We start from the raw sequence: 17,216 nt of genomic DNA on the forward strand, positions 1-17,216 counted from the left end.
CGACTTGATAGGATGTCTCTCCGTTACGCAATGCGACTGTAAAAACCTGAAGAGCCTCGGTTGCGTCCAGCAACTTCGGTCCCTCGAAAATCAGTATCGCAATGGTGGCGTTTTGGCGGTTTTGGTGTGCATACTATGGTTTATGCCAAACACTGGTTGTGCGATCAATTGGTCGATAGGACTTAAAATACTAGAGCTTCGACCAAACGGCTAATGGTGCGACCGCGAGCTGCCGCCCGAAAGTGCCGACGCCAGAATATGCACCTATTACTGTGATTGCGCTAAAAATGTTCTCAGAAACGTCTGTGCCACCTGCGGTGGCAACCTTGTTTTACGCCCCGTGAAGCTACGCGTTTCGTATCGTTGTGAATTGAAGCTAGCGCTTGAACACCAACCTACTTCAACGCAACGCCATCACTCGAAATGGTCTGAAGCGGAAGTAGCAGCCCTTTCGATTAGACTTCGCAACGTTGCACCGGAAGACCAATAGGCAAAAACGATGATCGCAACTAGTGTCCGTCGGCAGAAGTTGTCTTGACTTGATCCTGTCCAGCAAACTGTGAACCCAGTCCGCAACAGGCCGGTTGGTCAGAAACATAAACTCTACTGACTGCTTTTCCGGATCCGCAATGCCTGACAGGAACGCATGGCACCTCCTGTAGAAGCCCACCATTGTTTTCTTCAGATCACCTAGCACCCAAGGTTTTCCTATATTCAAGGTCGAGTGTTTGAATTGGAGATACGTCACTTTGTTACACTTGCAGAGCTCTACACCCCCCAATACTCAGCGATATAAATCACTTCCTCGCCGCTCTCACCACTTGGCTCATTGGTTTCAGACTCTGAAACGCCTTCGATCGCGATTGCAACCAAATCCGACGAAGACAGCAGAAGGCGCAGACTACGTCGTGCAGCCCAAAGGTAGTGGAATTGATCTCATGCTCTACCCGGACGGACGGGATCAAGTTGTATAGTAAATTTCTCTAAATGCTGTAAAATATGGTGGTGCCGGGACTATATATTGCGAGTAGCAAACGGCAATGTCGTTTCATTCGCGCGAATTCTCGCCTCCGCAATTCAATGTCTGCTATCGGTAAGCCATAAACACGGTATCGCTAGAGCAGCGAACTTCCGGTTTCTGCCGATTCTGTTGAAAAACAACGTGTTGCTGATGCAGAAATTGATGAGCTGAACCGAGCGCGAGCGCCTTTCTGGTCAGGCTTTGCGCGTTTGCTGCGGCGCAGGAAAGATCTTGGCCAATTTGCGGAGGTTCTGGGCGGTGGCGGCGAGGAGGAATTCGTCATTGGCACCACATGGTCCGCGTAGTCGGAGCCGTCCCAGACCGAGGATGCGTTTGAGGTGGGCAAAGAGCATTTCGACCTTCTTTCTGAGTTTCATCGAGATGTCGTATTGGCGGGTTTTGGCGATCTCGCGGGCGACTTGACGAGCGTCTTCGTGCTCTTCGCGGGTGATTTTGCGCGCATCGGCATTAGGGCAGCATTTGGCTTTTGATGGACAGGCCTGGCAAACTTCTTTCAGGGCGCGGTAGCGGGCCGTGCCCTTGCCGGTTGGCCCTCGGTTTGGGTCAGAATAGTTGCGGCGGAACTGCTTGAGTTCCTGGCCCTCAGGGCAAATGTATTGATCGTTTTCTGCATCCCACTCGAAATCCGCCCGCGTCCAAGTGCCATCGTTGCGCCCGGACTTGTCGAAGACCGGAATGTGCGGGGCGATGTTGCGGTCGACAAGCCAGCCCAGGAGCGGCCCGGTGCCATAGGCGGTGTCCGCGATCAGGCGCTCCGGATGCAGATCGAACTTCGCTTTCACGCGGTCCAGCATCGTCTTGGTCGATCCGACCTCTGCCTGCCGGATTGATCTGGTGCCTTCCACGTCGATTATAACCCCGTGATCCGTGTCGATCAGGTAATTGTCGGAATAGCTGAAGAAAGCAGGCCCTTTACGCGCTGCCGTCCATTGGCTGGCAGGGTCAGAATGCGAGGTAAACTTGGGTTGCACTTCGCTCGCAGCTCCGAAAGCCGCCTTATCCAGGGTGTCGAGATATTCGCGAACCGCACGAGGCGCATCTTCTGGATCGATGGTTGATGCATCCCATTCTTCTTTTGGCGTTGAATTCTGCTTGTTGGCATCGGCTTCGATCAGGCTGGCATCGATTGCCATGCGCTGACCGCTGACCAGACCTTCTTCGATGCACCGCGCGACAGTCGTCTCAAAAAGGTGGCGCAGCAGTTCGCTCTCGCGGAAGCGCCCATGCCGGTTCTTGGAGAACGTCGAGTGATCCGGGATACGGTCATTCAGATCGAGGCGGCAAAACCATCGATATGCCAGGTTCAGATGCACCTCTTCGCACAGCCGTCGCTCAGAGCGGATGCCGCAGCAATAGCCGACCAGCAGCATACGGATCAGCAGTTCAGGATCGACCGATGGACGACCGGTGTGGCTGTAGAAATCCGCGAGATGCACTCGAATGCTGCTCAAATCGACAAAGCGATCAATCGACCGAAGCAAGTGATCTTGGGGCACGTGGTTCTCCAATGAGAACTCATAGAATAGCGACGCCTGCGCTTCCTGCCTCGGTCCCAACATCGCTCTATCCTCCCACCCATTGGAAGAATTGAATCAGCAGTTCATGCACCGATCAAGGATGAGTTTTTCAACAAAATACGCCCATCCCTCCATAGGCAAACGCCTTACCCTCGAGGGTAAGGTCAACTCGGACGTTAGCGCTTCAAGGGGGCACTTGTAGCCAGCAAGCTCGCTTTGCGCTTGTCTCGAACGTAAGGTCGCACCACAAAATTCCATACTTTTGCGGCTGCCAAACGCCCAAACGCCGCCAAGGGTCATAGCCGTTGGCGTTTACGCTAGCTGGCATACGAGGGCTGCGCTTTCGGTGGAGCTCATTGATGAAAAGTCTGTGGTGGATCTTTTTTGCGGTCTGCCAATGCACACGCATGGATCGTGCAAAGCGGTTGGTGTTGCCAGTTCTTTTCCATTTTCGCTTGAGGCGCTTGTTGTTCGGCAGCATGCGTCGTCTGCCTGGCTTCAGTCGCCTGCCGGGCTTCACTTGCTGTCTGTCGCTCCTGAAGAGTTTTGTCAAAGTCCTCAGTTTTATACCGTTTTGTGCGGCGACTTCGGCGCAGGTTTGACCGAGCAGATGTAATTTATACAACGGCCAGACGAAATCGACCTTAGCCAAAGTCAGTATCTCAATCGCTATCTGAGGCGAGACATCATAGGCGCGTGCGAAATCTGCTAGGTTTTTCGCGGCCTTGAAATCTCTGCGTACCATCCAGAATGGATAGGGTTTCGCGTATTTTCCATCAAAAACATACAGCAGATGCCGATGAGTGCGCTGCAATTGAACAACTCTCTTTGGCAATGGTCTTCTCCGCGCTCCCAAATGATATTGCATTGCGTTGTAGCAAACTTTTTTGCGTCAAAAAATGACACCGTTTCAATGGGGCCTGATTGTGTGTAAGTAATTGGTATATATAAATATTTACAGAATCGAATTGAGCAAATAGAACCGAGTGTTGAAAGCGAGATGCCCGCACCAGATCGGCCATCTTGCGATCCGCTTGCGGCGACTTCGTAGCTTCCTCGATTGAGGCCGTGAAAGTGAACAGTGACCGAAAAGGGGTTGTGATTGATCTCTGCGGCAGCGTTAGCCGCCGACATCAATCGTCAATTCTGTAATCAGAAAGGAGAGAATAATGGTCCCATAACGGACAAACCCCGATGGAAGGTAACGACTTCCAACGGGGCTCGAGGTGCAAAAGAATGCGTCCCTTTGCACCTCCTTCATGACTCAATTTCGAAACCCCGTCAACCGCGCAGAGCCTTTCTGCGCGCGGGTTTCGTTTATCCAAATCTACAAGGAGTGCCCGCTGGTACCGGTTTGCGCCGGTCGCCAGGGCAAACACTATGAACATATCAATCGATGACGATGATTTCTATCGTCCACCTGAACCCACAATCGCTGGGCTCATGTTTCCCGCCCGTTCCAAATTTACGGTGCGTGGGTTTACCATGGCCTGTACGCCAGCAGAGCGATACTGGCGCCAAATCATCAGCGCGAGCCAGGGAGAACGTGAATGCTGCCTCTTGGCTCTGGCCATGCCTGAGCTTTGGAATCTCTTTGACCAGCCAAGACCAGTTGCATTTGCTGACACTGATGGCACGCAAAGGACCCATCGCTTCGACTACCTGCTTGCACTTCGAGATGGGACACGTGTTGCTGTGGCCGTCAAACCTAGCGAGCGCGTCAAAGCGTTGAACTTTCGCGCGACACTACGTGCGATCAAGCGTGATTTGCCTGTTGGCTTTGCTGACAAAGTCTATCTGGTCACCGAGCGTGAGCGCCATAAAATCGAGGTTCGCAATGCTGAGCTGCTGAACTTTTTTCGGCGGAGCCCAGACGGCGAAGCCGATCAGGTCATAGCGGATCTTGTTCACGATCTTTGGGGGGAGGTCCCAATAAGTGACCTCGTCGAAAAGTCGGGTCTAGGTGCTTGGGCTTTCCGCGCTGCGTTTCGTGCAATTTACGCGGGTCAACTCCGTGCAAATGTGCGCGAAGCCATTTCCATCAATTCCGTTGTTGCTCCGCGAAAGGAAAACTCATGAAGCATGAGTCTATACGCAATTGGGTAGGGATGGGGTACCTCACGCAATACAAAGTTCGGAATCCCGAAACGCAACATTACCGATGCTAAGTAACCGAAAGCAGTATTTGAGACTTTGAAGAGAGATTTATTACACGTGGTCAATTGGCAGAGCAATTGGACGTGGCAGCAATTCACCTCGCACGCGCGCTGGACAAAAAAGAGATTGAGACAATACCTTGCGACGCTGGGTTTGTTCGCGCTTACCCAAAATCAGAACCCGAAGTGTTCCAGAAATTCACTAAGCAAGTTAAAAACTATGAATAACCGAAAGGGAAGGCACTGGCACCTAAAGCCAAGCATTCAAGCCTAAGATCAAGTGAAGCCGTCGTAAATGGTGACCTTGTTCATAAAAGAATCACTGAAACTCTCCATCTACCGCAACGCCTTAGTATGTGTGTGAGCAGTCCCGGAGAGCTTTGTTAGGACTTTGTTCACAAGCGTATCCAGATGAGATTTTGAGTTAGTGCTGAAAGCGATGGTAGTATTGAGGCGCCGCTGAACGGCTCAAAACCGCTGGAGCCGGATTTGGGGGGCTTCTGACGTCTCATGTTAGCTCACAGCGCCTAAGGACATTCAGGTGTCATGCGAACCTGATGTCGCCCCAGCCGAGCGTTCAGCGTTTACGTTGTGGGTATGATCCTTTTGGGCAGATGGGGCTGCGCCAGAAGATAGCACCAATTGATTTGGCGCGACCGCTAGTTCGTGTGAATGTTCTGCTAATAAACTGTGGTGCAATGTTGGTCCGCGTGTACGGCAAGCGAATGGTTGATTGGGAGTGAGTTGGCATGAGTGATAAAGAAGGGGGCGAAGGGGAAGCTAAACTGGAACTCGCTCGAGCAGCTCATCAAAGCGGGTCATCAGACCCATCAGACAGTAGCTATGAGGAGCTATTGGCCAAAATGCAGGAGCTTCAAAAAAAGGTTCAGTTGATGGGGCCATTGGATCCGGATTTTGACATGAAACGCTTTTGTGATGAATTAGAAGGCAAATTGTCGGGTTAGATTTTAGGTCCAGTCCCTTCGTGGTCCTCCTCGCTTTACTCCAGTGATCTGCGCAAGGCGGCTAACAAGATTTTCTCTCTCGGATGGGTGTCTCTTCGACCCCCCAGACTCTTCTTGGATCTGGCCACAGCTCTTCAAAAAGTTCTTCGGACATGACTACGTAGGAGACACGCCCGTTCCGACGGAGGAAAGTTGGCCCCTCATTCGCTTGTTTCATAAGGTCGGCGATGTCGCCGTGTAGTGCCTCGATGTCGAAGCGTTTGCCTTGGATCTGGGGGAGGTCTGTTCTTTTCATCTGTTTTCCTACTTGTCGTGCAACTCAAAAGCCACGGAGAGGTCCGTGCTGAATGCAAAAAGGGTGGAGAAAATCAGGTCATAAACTCTGTTATCACAGCTACGCTGTGCTGTCGTCATGATTTGCATTTATGGTAGCGCGCCGTTCAAAGCTAGTGTCGCTAACCGCTGGAATGCGGACTCCGCTGCCATTGCCGTTACAGATATGAATGGCCGCTATGCGCGCGTTGCGATGGCTGCTTTGTTCAGCGAAAAGGACCATGTACTCATTTTTGTTTGCTCAATGCGGCAGCCCTTTTTAGGCAAAAACAAGCGAGAGTATTGAGGTAGTTTGTATCCTCTAGGCATCATTTCATTGTTTGATGTGCGCCAATTGAAAAAATTAGCGCACATATAGACTACGTCGAAACGTGCGATACATCCTTGTCTGGCGAGTAGATGTCCAAGATATTCCAATGGCCACTTGTTGGCGTGGGGTTGTTGATCATTGGGACATCCAAAACTGTGGGCTTGCCGCTGGCAATTGCCGCTTCCAGTGCCGACAACAGCTCGCTTGCGGAGGTGACCCGGATCCCTTCGGCACCATAGGCTCGTGCAATTTCAGCGTAGCCTGGCCCATTTGTTGGCGCGTCCGGTGTGCCTGGGAACGTGGTGCCGTAGGTTAACCCGTAGTGCGCTTTCTGCAGGCCTGCGATTGTGCCGAAAGCATTGTTGTTCATTACCAGCCAGATGATCCCCAGATCCAACTCAACGGCGGTGGCCAACATCGACGGGTTCTGACCAAATCCGCCGTCGCCCACCAGGCTGAGGACAACTCGGTCCGGCGCCGCCAACTTGGCTCCAATCGCGCCGGGGGGGCCAAACCCCATGGTGGCGAAGCCGCCCGGAGTGAGGATGGAACCTGGGGTCAGAATGTCAAACTGTTGTCCGACACCGTTTTTGTTCCACCCGACATCGGTTGTGATGATTGCATTCTCTGGTAGCGCTTTGCGTGTGTCCGCAAGAATACGCTCCGGCATCATTGGGAACGCTGTCGAGGTTTGCATTTCCGCATTTGAAGCTTTGAACGAAGTGCGGAACTTGATGATTTCTGCCTTCTTGTCTGTGCGATCCAAGCCGTTTGGATAGAGCTCACGTGCCACGCGGTTGAGGACGCATAGTGCAGCTTTGGCGTCCGCGACCACACCAATTTCGGTTGGGTAGTTGCGGCCGATCTCCGTTGGCTCGATGTCGATGTGGATCACTTTGGTGGTGTCGGTTTTGCCGCCGATGTTGAACGTGTAGCCCGGATACCAGCTGGAGCAGTCAGCCTCCTTAAACCGCGTGCCAACCGCAAAAATGGTGTCGGCGTTGAGGCAAGATTGGTTCACCAACTCGGTGCCCCAGAAGCCAGTCATGCCCATCACGAGTGGATGATCATCGCGCAGTGCACCTTTTCCCATCAAGGAGTGCGCAACAGGCAGACCCATGTGATCCACAAACTCGCGCAGTTCATCGCTGGCCTGCGCCAAAAGAATGCCACCCCCCACGTAAGCCACAGGCGCCGTGGAGGAAGCCAGTTTCTCAACGATCTGGCGGGCGGTTTCGTCGTCTATTGAGGGCTTCACCAAAGCGCGGGTGTTTTGCGCAATCCGGTCAAATGTGTCCGATGGGATCACCTCGGAGAAGATGTCCATCGGGACATTCACAAGCACTGGGCCTGGTTGGCCGCTTTCGGCCAGATGGAAGGCCTTTTCGAGGATTTCCGCCATCAGGTCTGCGCGGTCGACGCGCCAGGCGCGTTTCACAAACGGACGGTAGATTTCCCACTGAGCAGCGTCGGCATGCAGGTTGACTTCCTGATGGGGGTGTTTGCCGTAATAATGCGTGGGAATGTCGCCAGCAATGACCACCATGGGAATACAATCCAATGCGGCATTGGCGACCCCGGTGGCGCAGTTGGTCAAACCAGGGGAGAGGTGTGACAGCACTACCGAGGCCTTACCGCTCACGCGGGCATAGGCGTCTGCGGCGTGGCTGGCGATTTGTTCGTGACGTACTGTGATAAAATCAATCGGGCTCTCTGCCAGAGCGGCAAGCACCGCAATGTTGGTGTGACCGCAAAGGCCGAACACATGTTCAACCTCTCTGCGCTGCAGGAAATCGACGATGTGCTCTGCTACGGTTTTCCCGTCCACTTTGCTGCCGTCCATCACGCGACCTCCTCGCCATAGAATTCTCCAAACAGCTCTTCCTCAGAAGGTCGATCCTCTGCGATAGGGCGGCTGACCCACGTGTAATTCATCATGTGTTTCATGGTGACATTCTCATTGGTGATGTTGCCGCCCCAGATGCCGCAGCCAAGCGAAGAGGTCATGGGCATACCGTTGGTCCATGCGCCCGCGTTGGCCTTGGATTGGGGTTGGCGCACCATCATACGGCTCACCGGCGCCAGACGTGCGAGGCGGTCAATGTTATCGTCATTGTGGCTGTAGATGCCGCAGGAATGCCCCTTGCCACCGGTCGCATAGATCTTGCCGACGGTTTCGAGCGCGTCGTCGAAACTGTCAAAGTGATAGAGGGCCATGAGCGTGGTGAGCTTCTCTTTGGAGAATTTGTGCTCTGGCCCGATTTGGCCTTGGTTCTCGACCATCAGAAATTTTCGGTCTTCGGGAATAGAGAACCCGGCGACCTCTGCAGTTTGCTGAGGGCGACAGGCGATTGTCGGGAATGTGCGGTTGCCATTTTCGTCCCACATGGCGGCTTCGAGTAGTGCTTTTTCTTCCTTAGAACATAGGTAGCCGCCTTCCGCTTCCAGCGCTTTCACCATGTTCTCGTAGATCGAGCGCTGAATGATGATGTTGCCGTCTGCCGAACAGCCTGAGCCGAAGTCGGATGTTTTGGAAATGCGTGTGTTCTGAGCCGCGATGTCCAGATCCGCGGTTTCGTCGATCACGATGGAGGAATTGCCTGCGCCGACGCCATAGGCTGGACGACCAGAGCTATAGGCGGCCTTGACCATGGGTTTGCCGCCCGTGGCGAGGGTCAGGTCACAAACCTCCATCAAATGTTGGGTCATTGGGATAGAAGGTTTGCGGATGGATTGGAAGAGATCCTCTGGTGCGCCAGCTGCGCGGCAGGCGGCGCGCATGACCTCGACCATCTCGTAGGTGGTCTGTGCAGTACGGGGATGTGGAGAGAAAATGACCGCGTTGCGCGCGTTTGCTGACGACACACCTGTTACCGGCGGCGTCATGGCCGGGTTTGTCATGGGGATGAGGGAGGCGATCACACCGGCCGGTTTTGCATATTTGACCAGGCCCTTTGCTTCGTCCACCTCAACGGCGCCGGTGGAAGGGGTGCGCAAGACGTCGCGCAAAACCATATGGATTTTGAAGCGTTTGCCGGGGCGACCTTCGCGGTCCCCAATGCCACTTTCATCTACGCCCTGCTTGGCCAAACGGGTGAAAGTTTTCTCGTTGCCAGCATACCAGGCGATTGCTTGGGACAGCCGGTCAAGATCCGCCTGACTCCAGTCTTCGATCTGGGCCATTGCCGCGCGTGCGCGATCGACCATCTGCGCGACCAGGTCGCGCTCTTCGTTAGTGAGCTCTCTGCCCATGGTGTTCCTCGTTGATGGAAAGGGTGGAAGGGTCTGACAGGCGGCGTTGAGAGCGCGCCTCTCCAAATGTGCGTTTCGCGTGGGTCAGACAGCGGCGCGCGTGTTCTTCATAGCCAAGTTCCGCGACGCGGCTCTGATTGGGCAGTTCTATGCAGTAGTCGACAGGAGGCATGCGCTCGATGATCCCGGCAAAATCAATCCAGCCTTCTCCCGGGTACAAGCGCGCGTCGCGTGCGAGCTGGATCATGCCTGCGCGGGTGTCTGCGATGCCGGGCAGGCAATCAGAAATATGCAGAAAATGCAGAAGGTTAGCTGGTACATGTAGCAGCTCGCCCAGATCAACGCGGCTGAGATGCAGATACAGGGTGTCGACAAGAATACCGCCGTTGGGCTGGTCGGCCGCTGTCACGATGTCGAGCACTTCGTCCAATGTGCGCAAGCGTGAAAAGGACGGAAACTCGAGGTCGATCGTCAGCCCATAGGGTGCGGCGAGTTCACATGTCTCGGCGTAGACATCGATGAGAAAGTCTCGATCGTCTCTCGTGTTGGTCCAAGCGCTCATGATCATGCGTTTGGCGCCAAGTTCACCGCCGATTTCCAAAGACCTTTCGAAACTGCGTGGATCTACATCTTCAGTGATGCGGGCCAGCTCGACATCCAGCACGCTCAATCCAGTTGTCGTCAAAGCCGTCTTTGTGGCCTGGACCTGCGATTTGCTCACTGGAGACTGGGTGAACTCTCCGGGGACGTGCATGGGAATAAAACGTGGACTTACGGCGTCATACCCTGCGCGCGCCGCGATGTAGACCAATTCCGGTGGGGTGCAATTGATCAAAGTGAGATGCGCAAGGGAGTAGAGCGATGAGGGGCTCGCCTCAGATTGTGATCCGGTCATCTTGTGCGCCTCCCAGCGAATCTAATTCATCACACAAATACAAAAATATCAGATGTTTTTGAAAATATCAACTTTTCGATTTTACCAAAGAAAAAGACCGCCTGCGGTGACAGGCGGTCAGGTAAAGCTCTATATTTATTGTTATTATACCTGCACCCAAGAACCCGAGGTCGCATTGCTACGCACGGCCGCGTCCACAAATGCAACCCCATTCGCGCCAGCTTCAACCCTTGGAAAATCCAGCCAATCTGGCGGCGACGAAACCCCATCTTTGTGCGCAGCAACCGCCAATGCCAGTTCAGCGTACAACGTGGCCCAGGCTTCAATGATGCCTTCGGGAAACCCCCGCGCGGTGCGGATCAAACGCTCAACATGAGGCGCGACCTCGTGACCATGACCTCGGCTGATGACCCGATCCGCCTCCCCAAAACGGTTGAATTTGAGCTGCTCGGAGTTCTCCAGATCCCATTCAACGCCACCTTCGCTGCCATAAATGCGTAGCCTGAGGCCTCCGCGATTCCCAGGTGCGAGCCGAGTGGCCATGAGCGTTCCCGGAACACATCCAGCAAACTTCGTACGCATGAAGACTGTGTCTTCTAAAGGCTTTGGCGCGCCGCACACATGAAACTCAGCCTGTAGATCGGTCAGAGAAAGCCCCGAAACGAACCTGGCCAGATGCGCAGCATGGGTGCCAATGTCACCAACGCAGCTGGTTGGTCCCGAAATTTTGGGGTCAAGTCGCCATTTGACGTGAGGCGCATCGGCGACTTCTTCGGGCACCATCCAGTCCTGCATGAATTCAACGTGAATCTGATTGATCTCGCCAATGCCGCCTTGAGCCACAATGTGTTTTGCTTGGCGCACCATGGGGAAACAGGACATTACATACCCGACACCAAAAACCTGATTGGTGTCTTGGGTCGCCGCGACAAGGGCGTGTGCCTCATCGATTTCATTGGTCAACGGTTTGTCGCAGATCACCGAGATGCCGGCCTTAAGAAACGCCTTCGCAGCAGGAAAATGCATGTTGTTCGGGGTGGTTATCATAACCGCATCTACCCCTTGCGGATGATCAGCTTCTGATGCCGCCATCGCCTCAAAGGAGGAATAGCTTCGATCCGGGTCCAGGTACCAACGTTTGCCGCGTTCTGCGCTGCGGGATGGGTCAGAACTCAAAGCGCCCGCAACAACTTCCCACTGGCCTGTTAGACGGGCTGCGGTCGCCTGGGTTTCTGATATCCTGCCTCCTCCGACGACACCAAGCCTCAAACGGCGCGACAGTCGAGGGAAAGGGCCATCAAAGTTCAGGTCGGTTGGAAGAAGTTTGTGTGACATATTACATCTCCTGACCTGGGAAAGAGGCGCCTTGTGGAAGCAACTCAACCGCGAGAAAAACACTTGGTGTGATGGTTTCATATTGATGCCAAGGGTAGTTGCCGTTGGCATCATACATTGGACGATGGGTGGTGCCGGGCGCCATTGGTTCTTCCAAATACAAGGTGCCCACGTCCTTTTCCCGACATTGCTGCATTTTACCAAAGCCAACGACCTGCGTGTGGACCTCTCGAAATCCCGGAACGGGGCAGAACGGGTGATCTCTGTGCAGGCCCACTTTCAGCGGTACCGAACCGGAGTGATACATGGTCAATCCCAGATCGCCCTTGATGGATTTGGGCGACATGTAGTGGCTGACACCGCGCAAACGCTCTTCGCGCCGCACATCAAAGGCAGAAGGCCAATGAGCTTTGATTTCTTTAAAAAAGACCTCATCGTCGTCGTGATCGTCAAAGCCTTCAATAAGTAGACAGCGCTCCACATCAGACAGCGTGCAATTTTGAACGATGACAGAGGTCAACGGCGCCAGTGACTGTTGTTCAATGGATATCGCGCTTTTGCCCAAGTTTAGTGCGATAGCGCGGGTGTCCAAATCATAGGTTGTTAAATCAGTGAGCAAGCGAACGGTGAAAAAAGGGGCAGCGAAGCTAAGGTTCTCAACGGGCATGAGCCGGGTCCTTGACTGGAGACAAGAAATCAATTGGGAGAGGTGATGGACGCGCACAGGTGGTGGCAATCTCTTCAAAAGTCGAGCTCTGGCCGGATCGCGCAATTGCGTCCATTGCGTCAAACACGTGGAAGGCCAACTCGCCGCTCGCGCGCGGCGCTCTGTTCTCCTCAACAGCCGCTGCCAAGTCCAACAGCCCGAGGCCTCTGCTGTTTTCGTTAAAGCCATGGACTGGCGGGATTTCCTCCCAAAAATCCCGCCCCGTCGGACGTGGTTGATGGCTCCAGCGAGAGGTCTCCTTGGTGCGCAGCCATACGGGGCCGTGAAAGTCATTGGCCCCATGCACTGGATCAGGATCAGGGATGCAAATAGTGCCGGTTTCGCCATAGATTTCAAAGCGAGGCGTCTCGCTGTCCCAAATGTCGAAACTCATGGTCATCTGGCCCAACACACCACTTTCAAAGTGCAAAAGACTGAGAGAATGGGTGTCCACCTCCACATTCATCCATGCGCCATTGCGTGGGCCGTTTTCGATTTGCCGCTTGTCAAATGTACGGCGCGCCATGCCCGCAACTTTGGAGATAGGGCCAAGGCAAAACACCATAGCGGTCAAATAATATGGGCCGAGATCGAGCAGAGGCCCGCCGCCAGGCTGATAATAAAAGTCGGGGTTAGGATGGTGTCTTTCGGTTCCATGTGTGCCAACATGCGCAAATACGCCTGTCGGTTTCCCAATCGCTCCGTCATCCAAGAGCCTGCGCACAGTTTGCCAACGCCCGCCCAAGAACGTGTCAGGTGCATTGCCAATCAGCAGTCCTTTTTGCTTGGCCAAATCCAAAAGGGTTTTGCCGTCTTCACGGTCGGTCACGAAAGGCTTTTCCGAATAGACATGTTTGCCAGCCAAAAGCGCTTTGCAGCTTACTTCAGCGTGCGCTGCTGGAATGGTGAGATTCAAAACACAATCAATACCGGGATCTTCCAGCAGTTCCTCCGGTGTGCAGGCTTTGGGAATACCGTGCTGCGCCGCTTTCGCGCGACTTTCGGAGGGTTCAAGACTGGCGCAGGCCACAACCTCCACCTGATTAAACTTTGCCAAAGTTGTGAGGTAAATATCGCTTATGCGGCCACACCCGATGAGGCCGACCCGGAAGGATTTCGGGCGATGGGTCATTCCGTTCCTGTTGGTTGATAGAGGGGGAGGTACTTGGGCGGCATTGGCCCTTTGTTGCGCCCGCCCTGCTGCATTTGTTCCCATGCGTGTGACAGGATGCCGACAGAGCGAGACAAGCAAAACAAGCCGCGAGACAGCGGTGCGGGGAAGCCCAGTTCGCAAAAGATCACAGCTGTGGCACCATCGATGTTCATGGCAATAGCGCGGCCACCGCGTTGCTGAGCCAATTCCTCCTGGACTGCTTCGCCGATATCCGCGTAGCGCCCGGACACTGTTCCGACTTCGGCGGCGTCATGAACAAGCTGCAAGAGACGCGGGGCGCGTGGGTCGACCGGCTTGTGGAAACGATGACCGAAGCCCGATACGATTTTCCCGTAGGTGGCGCGCCAATCATTCAGGCCTGCCTTCACAGCATCAGAAAGGCGTTCTCCATTGTCGATGCGGGCCGAAATGCCAAAGTAAAGTTCGGCGCATTGCTCGCCAGCCCCGCCATGAACATCGCCGAGCATATTCACTGCAGTGGCCATGGCGTTGTTTAGGCCGACGCCACAGGTCGCGGCCATGCGCGCTGCGGCAATGGATGGGGCCTGAGGGCCGTGATCGACGCCAGCAACCAGCGCCGCCTCAAAAAGCGCGGCTTCTTCCTTGGAAGGAACTCCCCCGCGCACCATGTGCCAGATCATTTGCGCAAAACTGACGTTGCCAATCAGGTCTTCAATTGCCTCGCCACGGAACGCGATTTGTCCCGGGGCCATGTCGATGATTGATGTGCGCCACCAGTGGCGTACAGCTTCTGCATCTTCAGGCATGTTCTGTCTCCGAATGAGGTGTTTTCTCTTCAAGAAGCGCGGAGAAGTGAGCGCTCATGCGCGCCACATTGGCCTGACGCCCTGTGATCAGCTGGAAGTCTTCTGCCGCTTGGTGAAGCGCCATGCCGCGTCCGCTCATAACGGTGAGACCGCAAGTTCTGGCGGTCTGCAAAAGGGGCGTTTCCAAAGGGAAGTAGACGATGTCAGCAACCCAAGTGCCGAGCGTCAATTTGGCTGGATCAAAGGATTTCCTTTGATCCAGTCCCATCCCCAGTGGAGTAGTGTTCACAACGCCATTGGCTTTCACCAAGGTGTCGTACGAGCACAATCGGGACTGCGCAATTGTACAGCCGGGCCGCAAAGCACTCAGGCTTTCAGAAAGCTCTTGTGCGCGGTCTTGTTGGGGGTCGATGACTGTCAAGTTTTGCACGCCTGCGTCCAGCAGCGCCAAACCAACAGCACTTGCAGCGCCCCCAGCACCAAAGAGAACACACGTCGTTTTACACTGGTTCTGGAGTACTTCTTCCAAAGCTTTGGAAAAGCCACCGTAGTCCGTGTTGTGGCCAATGCGTCGACCGTCACGAAACACAACCGTATTCACGGATGCCAACTTCCTTGCGATTGGCGAAAGCTCATCCACATATGCAACGGCGTCGTTTTTGAAAGGGTATGTGACATTTACACCGGCCAAACCATGAGCCTCGACCCATTCCAGACACTCAGAAACACTCTGGAGATCCGGATGGGTTTCTGGCGGATCAATTCGGGAATAGCTGTAAGCGAAGCCTTGAGCCTTCCCCTCTTGCTCATGAAGTTTCGGGGTTAGCGAGCCGGAGGTTTTTTCGCCGATGAGTGCGGCCTTCATGAGTGTGCTGGCTCCGTGTTTTGATCCGCTGACGCCGCAAAGGCTTGTTGCGCTGCGAGGCGAATGGGCGCATTTCGGGCGCCAAAACCAGCGTAGCCGCCTTTCCGCTGCACGATCTCGAAGAAGAAGCCATTGAACATAGTTCTGCTGTAGATTTGGAAATACTCGCTAGCGCCGTCGCGGTCGTAGAGAATGCTGCCAGCTTGCAATCTCGCCACAAAGTCGGCGTCCAGGCCAAATGTAGCGCGCAAGTCGGCATAGTAATTTTTAGGGATTTTGAGGCGGCCAAAGTCATGTTGCGCGAGGATTTCGGACGTTTCAAAAATATCATCCGTGAGCAGCGCAATATGTTGCACGCCTGCGCCTAAGCCCTCCTGAAGGAATGAAGCGGCCAACGTATTGCGCCCGACCGCCCCATTGAGGTTCAGGCGCACCTCGCCTTCAGGGCTCTCAATAGCCTGACTGTGCACAACGCCGGACGGGTCCGCAACGTTGTGGATAGGGGCTTTGGACATGTCGAAAGTCGACAGATAATACAGTCGCCAACTCTGCATTTCATCATGGCGCATGGTTTGCGCCACATGATCGATACGGCGCAGCCCGGCAGGCTGGACCACCGACTTGTGTTGCACTGGATCAAACTCGATATCCCAAACACGATGAAGGTCAGATTGCTCATCGATAAAGTGAACCACGCTGCCCCCGACACCTCTGATCGCAGGGATGTCGAGTTCGCCAATCCCCACAGGTTGAGAGAAATCTGGCGCGCCAAGTGCCGTTGCGCGGGCGACAGTCTGAGCGGCATCCTTGACCCGCAGCCCCATGTCACAGACCGATGGGCCATGGCCGAGAAAGGCCTTCCGAGCAAAACCTTCGGGATCTTTGTTGATCACGAAGTTGATGGAACCTTGCCGCCAAAGCTCAACTTGTTTGCTGACGTGTTTGCGCTCTCTGCGAAAGCTCAATGCGCCGAGGCTTTCACCCAGCGCACGCGCGCTCGCTTCGTCGGTGGTGAATTCGATGAACTCAAAACCTGATGCATATACCCGAGCAGGCATAGCAGGGGTGTCAAAGTTCATACCGGGCTCACTTCGAGCCACTTCATCCAGCAGATTGACCAAAGCGCGGTAGCTGTCTCGTGCTAACGTGGTACCGCCGGGTTGCGGCGCGGTTTCGTTTATGCGGGCAACGGACCATGCACCTTCGTAGCCGGCTCTTGCCAGTACTTTGACAAATCCGGAAAGGTTTAGGGCGCCAAGCCCAGGAAGCAGCCCAAAGTGGCGCTTGAGGTGACGGATGTCCGTTTCCAAGCGTGGTGCATCCGATAGCTGAACATGGAACAGTTGGTGGCCGGGAATTTCCCTCAACCGCGCCGGTTTGGAACCATCCGCAAGAGATAAATATGAGTTTAGCGCCAAACCGAAATTTGGTGCGTCCACGTGTGACACCACGTCGTGGGCTTCCATGTCTGTGCAAACAGATTTCGCCCAAGGCAACGCCATGTATGCGATTACTTGGTCGTGCTTTCGAGCCAGTTCGGCCGCACGTTTAAGATCGCCAATGCGGCGTTCAGCATCCGCAGCGTCACAAGCAACGGCAGCAGATGTCACCAAAAGACCTTTGGCGCCGAGCAAAGAAGCCAATTTCAGCTTTTCTTCGAAACGAGCGAAAGTCGCCTCGGCATCTACTTGCCCTTCAAGGTTTTGAAAGGGCTGTAGGAAACCAACACCGAGCCCGAGGTCGTTCGCGAGCTTACCGACGGCCGCAGGACTTAACTCCGATGCTGTGACGTCTGGTTCATGGATATCAACCGTGTCGAAGCCGGCGTCGGCGATGGCCGTGAGCTTGTCAGTCAGGCTACCTGGAACCGAAGTTGTCGATACGGATAGGACCATCGGA

The 17,216-nt window shown here is 54.4% G+C and carries 14 protein-coding genes; 3 read left to right on the plus strand and 11 right to left on the minus strand.

What is annotated here, in order from left to right:
• The first annotated feature begins 229 nt into the window (after positions 1–229).
• Positions 230–490 (plus strand): DUF1272 domain-containing protein, encoded by a 261-nt coding sequence (locus ACO07T_RS02425; protein ID WP_422048595.1) that lies wholly within the window; start codon positions 230–232, stop codon positions 488–490.
• Positions 491–1,215: 725 nt separating this feature from the next.
• On the opposite strand, the gene ACO07T_RS02430 is transcribed toward ACO07T_RS02425, so the two are convergent.
• Positions 1,216–2,601, minus strand: a complete 1,386-nt coding sequence (locus tag ACO07T_RS02430) for an IS1182 family transposase (RefSeq protein WP_209101862.1) — start codon at positions 2,599–2,601, stop codon at positions 1,216–1,218.
• 142 nt (positions 2,602–2,743) lie between these two features.
• Positions 2,744–3,394, minus strand: coding sequence for a hypothetical protein (locus ACO07T_RS02435; RefSeq protein ID WP_422048120.1), 651 nt, complete (start codon positions 3,392–3,394; stop codon positions 2,744–2,746).
• A 545-nt stretch (positions 3,395–3,939) separates the two neighbouring features.
• On the opposite strand from ACO07T_RS02435, the gene ACO07T_RS02440 reads away from it, so the two are divergent.
• Together ACO07T_RS02440 and ACO07T_RS02445 are read left to right on the plus strand one after the other, a co-directional pair.
• The gene (locus tag ACO07T_RS02440; protein ID WP_422048121.1) at positions 3,940–4,638 is read left to right on the plus strand and encodes a hypothetical protein; all 699 of its coding nucleotides are present in this window, start codon (positions 3,940–3,942) and stop codon (positions 4,636–4,638) included.
• A gap of 826 nt (positions 4,639–5,464) precedes the next feature.
• Positions 5,465–5,680, plus strand: coding sequence for a hypothetical protein (locus ACO07T_RS02445; RefSeq protein WP_422048123.1), 216 nt, complete (start codon positions 5,465–5,467; stop codon positions 5,678–5,680).
• A 692-nt stretch (positions 5,681–6,372) separates the two neighbouring features.
• Here the strand turns inward: ACO07T_RS02445 and ACO07T_RS02450 are convergent.
• The 9 genes from ACO07T_RS02450 to ACO07T_RS02490 form a co-directional block, all read right to left on the minus strand.
• A complete protein-coding gene (locus ACO07T_RS02450; protein WP_422048125.1) occupies positions 6,373–8,166 on the minus strand; it encodes a thiamine pyrophosphate-binding protein in 1,794 nt (597 codons plus the stop codon).
• A complete protein-coding gene (locus ACO07T_RS02455; protein ID WP_422048126.1) occupies positions 8,166–9,575 on the minus strand; it encodes an aldehyde dehydrogenase family protein in 1,410 nt (469 codons plus the stop codon). Before ACO07T_RS02455 ends, ACO07T_RS02450 begins: the two co-directional genes overlap by 1 nt.
• A complete protein-coding gene (locus ACO07T_RS02460) occupies positions 9,556–10,470 on the minus strand; it encodes a sugar phosphate isomerase/epimerase family protein (RefSeq protein ID WP_209079084.1) in 915 nt (304 codons plus the stop codon). The genes ACO07T_RS02455 and ACO07T_RS02460 overlap by 20 nt, the downstream gene beginning before the upstream one ends.
• A gap of 144 nt (positions 10,471–10,614) precedes the next feature.
• Positions 10,615–11,886 carry a Gfo/Idh/MocA family protein gene (locus tag ACO07T_RS02465; RefSeq protein WP_422048128.1) on the minus strand — a complete coding sequence of 424 codons (1,272 nt, stop codon included), beginning with the start codon at positions 11,884–11,886 and terminating at the stop codon, positions 10,615–10,617.
• Positions 11,807–12,472, minus strand: coding sequence for a hypothetical protein (locus ACO07T_RS02470; RefSeq protein ID WP_422048129.1), 666 nt, complete (start codon positions 12,470–12,472; stop codon positions 11,807–11,809). The genes ACO07T_RS02465 and ACO07T_RS02470 overlap by 80 nt, the downstream gene beginning before the upstream one ends.
• Positions 12,462–13,643: a Gfo/Idh/MocA family protein gene (locus ACO07T_RS02475; protein WP_422048131.1), complete on the minus strand. Its 1,182-nt coding sequence runs from the start codon at positions 13,641–13,643 to the stop codon at positions 12,462–12,464. Before ACO07T_RS02475 ends, ACO07T_RS02470 begins: the two co-directional genes overlap by 11 nt.
• On the minus strand, positions 13,640–14,452 hold the full coding sequence (locus ACO07T_RS02480) for a citryl-CoA lyase (RefSeq protein ID WP_422048133.1): 813 nt from the start codon (positions 14,450–14,452) through the stop codon (positions 13,640–13,642). The genes ACO07T_RS02475 and ACO07T_RS02480 overlap by 4 nt, the downstream gene beginning before the upstream one ends.
• Positions 14,445–15,317: a shikimate dehydrogenase gene (locus tag ACO07T_RS02485; protein WP_422048135.1), complete on the minus strand. Its 873-nt coding sequence runs from the start codon at positions 15,315–15,317 to the stop codon at positions 14,445–14,447. Before ACO07T_RS02485 ends, ACO07T_RS02480 begins: the two co-directional genes overlap by 8 nt.
• Positions 15,314–17,212 (minus strand): bifunctional sugar phosphate isomerase/epimerase/4-hydroxyphenylpyruvate dioxygenase family protein, encoded by a 1,899-nt coding sequence (locus tag ACO07T_RS02490; RefSeq protein WP_422048137.1) that lies wholly within the window; start codon positions 17,210–17,212, stop codon positions 15,314–15,316. Before ACO07T_RS02490 ends, ACO07T_RS02485 begins: the two co-directional genes overlap by 4 nt.
• Between the last annotated feature and the right edge of the window lie 4 nt (positions 17,213–17,216).

The sequence above is a fragment of the Shimia sp. genome (genome assembly GCF_965227725.1).
In the GTDB taxonomy this organism is placed as follows: Bacteria; Pseudomonadota; Alphaproteobacteria; order Rhodobacterales; family Rhodobacteraceae; genus Shimia.